The 6,990-nt window shown below is 36.4% G+C and carries 6 protein-coding genes; 5 read left to right on the plus strand and 1 reads right to left on the minus strand.

Annotated features, from left to right (window positions below; all coding sequences use genetic code 11):
• Nucleotides 1-13: 13 nt before the first annotated feature.
• On the minus strand, nt 14-1,717 hold the full coding sequence (locus NEH74_RS13225) for an NFACT family protein (RefSeq protein ID WP_055305528.1): 1,704 nt from the start codon (nt 1,715-1,717) through the stop codon (nt 14-16).
• Between the two features lie 234 nt (nt 1,718-1,951).
• Here NEH74_RS13225 and gmk point away from each other — a divergent pair, with 234 nt between their 5' ends.
• The 5 genes from gmk to NEH74_RS13250 all read left to right on the plus strand — a co-directional run bounded on the left by gmk (nt 1,952) and on the right by NEH74_RS13250 (nt 6,927).
• Complete coding sequence (gene gmk / locus NEH74_RS13230) at nt 1,952-2,575, plus strand: guanylate kinase (RefSeq protein WP_055242092.1); 624 nt, start codon at nt 1,952-1,954, stop codon at nt 2,573-2,575.
• Nucleotides 2,576-2,577: 2 nt separating this feature from the next.
• Nucleotides 2,578-2,805 carry a DNA-directed RNA polymerase subunit omega gene (rpoZ, locus tag NEH74_RS13235; RefSeq protein ID WP_055242094.1) on the plus strand — a complete coding sequence of 76 codons (228 nt, stop codon included), beginning with the start codon at nt 2,578-2,580 and terminating at the stop codon, nt 2,803-2,805.
• Between the two features lie 100 nt (nt 2,806-2,905).
• Nucleotides 2,906-5,278, plus strand: coding sequence for a primosomal protein N' (gene priA, locus NEH74_RS13240; RefSeq protein ID WP_082427825.1), 2,373 nt, complete (start codon nt 2,906-2,908; stop codon nt 5,276-5,278).
• 131 nt (nt 5,279-5,409) lie between these two features.
• On the plus strand, nt 5,410-6,342 hold the full coding sequence (fmt, locus tag NEH74_RS13245; protein WP_055305530.1) for a methionyl-tRNA formyltransferase: 933 nt from the start codon (nt 5,410-5,412) through the stop codon (nt 6,340-6,342).
• A 27-nt stretch (nt 6,343-6,369) separates the two neighbouring features.
• On the plus strand, nt 6,370-6,927 hold the full coding sequence (locus NEH74_RS13250; protein WP_055242101.1) for a peptidylprolyl isomerase: 558 nt from the start codon (nt 6,370-6,372) through the stop codon (nt 6,925-6,927).
• Nucleotides 6,928-6,990: the final 63 nt, after the last annotated feature.

Here is a 6,990-nt window from a genome sequence, read left to right on the forward strand (position 1 = left end):
ATCTCCTACTCGATTATTTTAATTTCGTTAAGTTCATAATGAAGCTTTCATCTGGATCGATATAAATCGTTTTTTGATTCTCATATGTGACGAATCCAAGATGGGCAGCAGGTACTTTTTTAACGTGGCGTACGCGTGTGTAATCAATAGGCACACTTGATGATAAGCGCCCTTTTGAGAAATAAGATGCGAGCTGTGCCGCTGAACGAATCGTAGCTTCGCTTAACTCATCGGCATCGCTTCGAACTAAGACGTGCGAACCTGGCATATCTTTAGCGTGGAACCACCATTCGTGACGACGGGCGAATTTATGGGTTAAGTAATCATTTTGTAAATTATTTTTCCCAACGAAAATCTCGACACCGTCTGTTGATAAATATTTCTCGATGTTTGGTTTTCCATTCGTTTTACGTTTTTTAATTTGACGTTTACGTAAATACCCTGCTAACTCAAGTTCTTCTTTAATCTCATAGGCATCTTTTAACGTTGCTGTTTCAATTTGAATCATCAGCGTTTCAAAGTAAGCAATCTCTTTTTCGGTTAACTCGAGTTGCTCTAAAATATAATTCACCGCATTTTTAGCTTTGGTATACTTTTGGAAGTATTTTTGAGCATTTTCAGATGCTGATAACATCGGCTCTAATGGAATATCAAGTTCTTCTAGGTTCTCTGAATAGAAGTTTTGTACACGCACAACTGAGTCACCGCGTTTAATTTGATAGATATTCGCTAAAATTAACTCACCTAAAACTTTATACTGCTCCGCTTTTTCGGAATTCACTAATTCCTCATTTAACTTTTCAAGTTTTTTTACATTTTTGTCATATTCTTGACGGATAAAACGTTCAATATCATGGAATTGTTGTTTAATACGATCGCGTTCATCTTTTCCAAAATAATAGCGGTCAAACATGTCCCATAATGTAACGCACGGAATCAGTTCTCCTTCAATATGATATAGCGGAAGAAGGTAGAAGTATTCTTTGGACGCTATCATGACATGAGGAGAAGGTGCTTCTTGAATTTTAGTCAAGACATTCGTAAACGAGTCATAGATATTTTGGATTGAATCTGATTCACTGCGATAAATGATTTCACGCGCAATGAGTGGAGATAAGCCTTGGAATTTAGCGACCAGTTGTTTATCGTAACGTTCACCTTCAACTATTAAGCTTGAGAAGGTTTCAAAGTCAATATCGGTTGGCAGTTGTTTTTCTTGCGTAGGTGGTAAAATATAGGTAGCACCTGGTTGTAAAGAACGATAACGATTGACAAGAGGTGAGATATGTTTAATCGTATCTAAAATACGATGCGTCGCATCTGTTAAAATTAAGTTACTATGTTTTCCCATAATCTCAATATATAAAAACTTAATCATTTGATCACCGAGTTCGTTGATATGACGAATCGTAAACTTGATGATACGATCATGGTTAATCTGTTCGATGTTATAAATAATTCCACCTTCTAGATGTTTTCTTAAAAACATACAAAACATCGGTGGCTCATCTGGATATTGATAATCAAGCTTTGTGATTTGCACACGAGCATAAGATGAATGTGTTGAAAATAAGACTTTCTGATTTTTTCCTTGTGCACGAATTTGCATTAAAATTTCGTGGTTTGATAATTGATAAATTTTATTGATACGCCCAGCAAGTAGCGATTCCTTTAAGGAAGCAGCGACACTAGACGTCATAAGACCATCAAAAGCCATTAAAAATCACCTCTTTAACAATGAATTTATATTCAAAAGTATATCATTTTTTAAAACTGTTAGACATAAAAATAACTGAAAAATCTCATAATAATCATACTGTGTGTATAGATATTTCTAAAATGTCTAAAATGAACTGTAAAATAATTCATGATAAATTCTGTGTCGAGCTATTTAATTTTGTTGAAATTCATGCTATTATAGTGGAATGAAAGTTTAAGGAGAAGTGAATGCATGAGATTAGTAGAAAAAGGCGTACTAATAGTCATATCAGGTCCTAGTGGTGTAGGAAAAGGAACTGTGCGCGCATCAATATTCGAACAAGAAAACCATAATTTAGAGTATTCAATTTCAATGACAACAAGAAAACCACGCGTTGGAGAAGTTCATGGTGTGGATTATTTCTTCGTTGAAAAAGAAGAATTTTTAGATAGAATTGATCAAGGTCAATTATTAGAGTGGGCTGAATTCGTTGGAAATTATTACGGAACACCGCTTGATTATGTGAAACAAAAATTAGATGAAGGAAAAGACGTTGTTCTTGAAATCGAAGTTCAAGGTGCATTACAAGTTAAAAATGTAATGCCAGATGCATGCTTCATCTTTATTGCTCCTCCTAGCATGGAAGAGCTTCGTAATCGCATTATGACTCGTGGAACAGAAGCGATGGAAGTTATTAATAAACGTATGCAAAAAGCAGAGTCTGAAATTGGACTTGCTCATGAATACGACTATATCGTTATCAATGATACGGTAGAAAATGCTCGTGATCGTATTATGGCAATCATTGAAGCTGAGCATTCACGCTCAAACCGTGTCTTAGAATATTATAATAAGAATATTGTGGAGGTTGAATAGTAATGACAGGAATGCGCTATCCATCAATCGATAAATTATTAGATAAAGTAGATTCTAAATACAAAATCGCTTACATCGCTGCAAAACGTGCACGTCAAATTGTTGACGCTGGACAATCACAATTAGATTATGTTGACGGATTACCAACAGCTAAATGTGCAAAACCAGTTGGGGTTGCTTTAGAAGAACTATTAAACGACGTTGTTGATTTCGAATTAAAAGAACAATAATGATTAAACCTTAGCGAATGCTAAGGTTTTTGTTTTTGCGTACGTTTATCAAAATATGTCGTGTGTTATAATAAAGGTAATGAATTGGGGAGGTGCCAAAGTGATTGCTGAAGTTGTTGTTGATATTAAAAATAAAGCTGTGAATAAAGTCTTTGATTATACGGTGCCAGAAGAATTAGCACATTTAATTCAACCTGGTGTTCGTGTTTTAGTTCCATTTGGACCTCGCACGATTATGGGCTTTGTTATTTCGTTAAAAGAACAGACGGAGTTACAAAATCTACGCCCGATTAAAGAACTGATTGATGTCGTTCCAGTTTTAAATGATGAGTTGCGTGAGCTTGGAATGAGTTTAAGTGAAGAAACAGGAAGTACGATGATTCAATGTTTCGAGGCGATGATTCCAAATGCCATGCGTGCAAAATATAAGAAAAAGCTTCTTTGTTTAAGTGACACGTTATCGCCAAATTTAGCGTCGCTATTTCAAAATTCACGCGTCATTGATTATGAGCAAATCCCTGCTAACCTTTTAAAAGAAGTTAAACAAGCAATTGAACATAAACAAGTTGAACTCATTTATGAAGTGAAAGATCAGCTTGGTAAAAAGATGATTAAATATATAGCACTTGTCGATCCGAAATTAGATTTATCATCATTTAATCGCGCAGCGAAGCAAAAGCAAGTGTTAGAATATTTAATAGCACAGCCGAACCCCGTTTTAAAGTCTCAACTAATGGATGAGTTACAAGTTACTCATGCCATTATGAAAACACTTGTAGATAAATCGGTCATTAAAGAAATCGAGGTAGAAGCCTATCGTGATCCATACGCAGATGTGGTGCATCAACAATCGAAGGCGTTAAAGTTAAATCAAGAACAGCAAGTTGCGGTGACAACCGTGGCTCATGCATGCGAGGAAAATGCACATGATATCTTTTTATTACATGGCATTACGGGAAGCGGGAAGACGGAAGTTTATTTACAGATGATTGAAAATGTGTTGGCTAAGGGACAACAGGCGATTATGTTAGTGCCGGAGATTGCCTTGACGCCACAAATTGCAGGACGATTCAAAAGTCGTTTTCAAAATAAAGTAGCTGTTTTACATAGTGCTTTATCAATGGGTGAAAAGTATGATGAATGGCGTAAGATTTTAAAGCAAGAAGTACAGATTGTGGTGGGCGCACGTTCAGCAATTTTTGCTCCATTTAAAGACATCGGTATTATTATTATTGATGAGGAGCATGAGGCGACATATAAGCAGGAAGAGGCGCCACGCTATCATGCGATTGAAGTAGCTAAACAGCGTGCAATTACGCATCGATGTCCAGTTGTGTTAGGAAGTGCGACACCGTCTTTAGAATCATTTGCTCGTGCTCAAAAAGGGGTTTATCGATTATTAACGTTATCGAAGCGTGCCGTTTCTACAGCGAAGTTACCCACGGTCAAATTGATTGATATGCGTCAACATTCAACGGTCAGTGATCAAATGATTTTAAGTGATGTTTTGCAAGAGGCGATTGCAAAGCGTTTAGAGCGTCAGGAACAAGTCGTGTTACTTTTAAATCGTCGAGGTTATTCGAACTTTATGCAATGTCGCGAGTGTGGAGAAGTGGTGAATTGTCCAAATTGTGACGTCTCACTGACATATCATAAACCAAATCAAAAATTAAAATGTCATTATTGTGGCTTTGAGTCATTCATTTTAAGACGATGTCCATCTTGTCAGAGTGAAGAGTTACGATTTTTTGGTTTAGGAACTCAAAAAGTTGAAGAATATTTACAAGATCAATTTCGGGGTGCACGTATTATGCGAATGGATGTAGATACGACATCAAAAAAAGGTTCACATCAAGAGCTCATTGCAGCCTTTGAACGAAAAGAAGCCGATATTTTAATTGGGACACAGATGGTGGGAAAAGGACTTGATTTCCCAGATGTAACCCTTGTTGGTGTCTTAGCGGCTGATTTAATGCTTCATTTATCTGATTTTAAAGCCGCTGAACGAACCTTCCAATTATTAACTCAAGTTGCAGGTCGAGCGGGTCGTCATGAACTAGAAGGGGAAGTACTTATTCAGACCTATAGTCCAGAACATTACGTCATGAAATGTGTCGTTGAGCAAAATTATCACGCATTTTATGTGGAAGAAATGAAGATGCGCCGTCGTTTTGGCTATCCACCATATTATTATTTAGCCAGTGTCATGATGAGTAGTGAAGACTATAATGATCTTATTATGGCATGCGATAAAGTGAATCAATATTTACGAAATCAACTTGGACATAGCTGTATTATTGTTGGTCCAACTATGCCGTATGTTGGGCGAATTAATCAGCGCTTTCGCATGTATTTTATGATTAAATATAAGCAGGAACCGAGGTTAAGAGCTATTTTGTCTCAGCTTTTAATGTATTTCCAAGAAGGTTCAGTGAGCTTATCACTTGATTTTTTTCCAAATCAGTTTAATTAATTAAAAAAACTTACTAAAGATGGTAGTAAAATGTCGATAGATGTGGTAATAATAATTAGAGTCTAGATTTATCGTTTAATCTCACATCCATATGCTAGATGTGATTTGAGCTACAATAGAGGAGGGACAACATGACACGTGTTGTATTTATGGGAACTCCTGACTTTTCAGTTCCTGTTTTAGAAACAATTATTAAAGAAGGTTATGAAGTCGTTGGGATTGTCACACAACCTGATCGTCCAGTTGGACGTAAACGTATTTTAACACCAACACCAGTTAAACAAAAAGCGTTAGAGCACAACATCCCAGTGTTCCAACCTGAAAAAATTAAAGAAGATTATCAGACAGTTTTAGATTGGAATCCAGATTTAATTATTACAGCTGCTTTTGGTCAAATCATCCCGAAAATTTTATTAGATGCACCAAAGTTCGGATGTATTAATGTTCATGCTTCGTTATTACCAAAATATCGTGGTGGTGCACCGATTCATAAAGCGATTATTGATGGTGAAAAAGAAACAGGAGTTACAATCATGTACATGGATGTCAAAATGGATACAGGAGACATGATTAGTAAAGTCGTTGTTCCAATTGAGGAAAAAGATCACACAGGAAGTATGTTTGAAAAATTAAGTGTTGCTGGGGCGAAGCTTTTAGCAGAAACGTTACCTAAATTATTAGCAGGTGAGATCGAGGCAATTCCTCAAAATCATGAAGAAGCGACATTTGCATGGAATATTAAGCGCGAAGATGAGCGCATTGATTGGTATAAACCAGCCAATGTTTTATATAACCAAGTTCGTGGACTTCACCCTTGGCCAGTAGCATTCACGCAATTAGATGAGTTATCAGTAAAAATTTGGTGGGCTGAACCAAATAATCATTTATATGATGCTGAACCTGGAACGATTGTGAAAGTTGAAAAAGATGGAATCGTGGTGGCATGTGGTGATCATGCTGGATTAAAGATTACAGATATTCAAATCTCAGGGAAAAAACGTATGGATGTTGCAAGCCTTTTAAATGGTTCACATCCAATTGAAGTTGGAAAGAAATTCAACTAAGAAATGATCTATAGGAGGTAGTAAGACATGGCAAAACAATATGTTGGACAAACAGAATACTCAAAAGATACGAATCCAGTGGCAACAATTGAAATGGAAAACGGTGGAGTAATGAAAATCGAATTATATCCAGAAGTAGCTCCACAGTCAGTTCGTAACTTCATCTCATTAGCAAACAAAGGATTCTACAACGGTGTTATTTTCCACCGTGTCATTCGTAGTTTCATGATTCAAGGTGGAGACCCACAAGGTTTAGGAATTGGTGGACCAGGATACAGCATCTACGGAGAATTCAAATCAAATGGGTTTGATAACCCAGTCAAACATGAACGTGGAGTTATTTCTATGGCGCGTACAAACGTTCCAAACTCGGCTGGATCACAATTCTTTATCATGCATAAAGATTCTTCACATTTAGATGGAAGCTATGCAGCCTTCGGTAAAGTGATTGAAGGAATCGATGTTGTTGATCAAATTGCTAGCGTAGAATGTAACCATTTAGATCAACCAGTCATTGGGCAAGTCATGAAATCAGTGACAGTTGATACTAAAGGTGTTGACTACGAAGAACCAAACAAATTATAATTTCTAAAAGGACTAAACGAAAGTTTAGTTCTTTTTCTATATAGATAGATTGTAATATTAAGT

Origin of the sequence: Turicibacter sp. GALT-G1 (assembly GCF_025594995.1) — a bacterium.
Taxonomy (GTDB): domain Bacteria; phylum Bacillota_I; class Bacilli_A; order MOL361; family Turicibacteraceae; genus Turicibacter; species Turicibacter bilis.

Bases quoted from the DNA above. Each gene is read 5' to 3' on its own strand.
- NEH74_RS13225 (WP_055305528.1), bottom strand. From the start codon at position 1,717: ATGGCTTTTGATGGTCTTATGACGTCTAGTGTCGCTGCTTCCTTAAAG.
- gmk (WP_055242092.1), top strand. From the start codon at position 1,952: ATGAGATTAGTAGAAAAAGGCGTACTAATAGTCATATCAGGTCCTAGT.
- rpoZ (WP_055242094.1), top strand. From the start codon at position 2,578: ATGACAGGAATGCGCTATCCATCAATCGATAAATTATTAGATAAAGTA.
- fmt (WP_055305530.1), top strand. From the start codon at position 5,410: ATGACACGTGTTGTATTTATGGGAACTCCTGACTTTTCAGTTCCTGTT.
- NEH74_RS13250 (WP_055242101.1), top strand. From the start codon at position 6,370: ATGGCAAAACAATATGTTGGACAAACAGAATACTCAAAAGATACGAAT.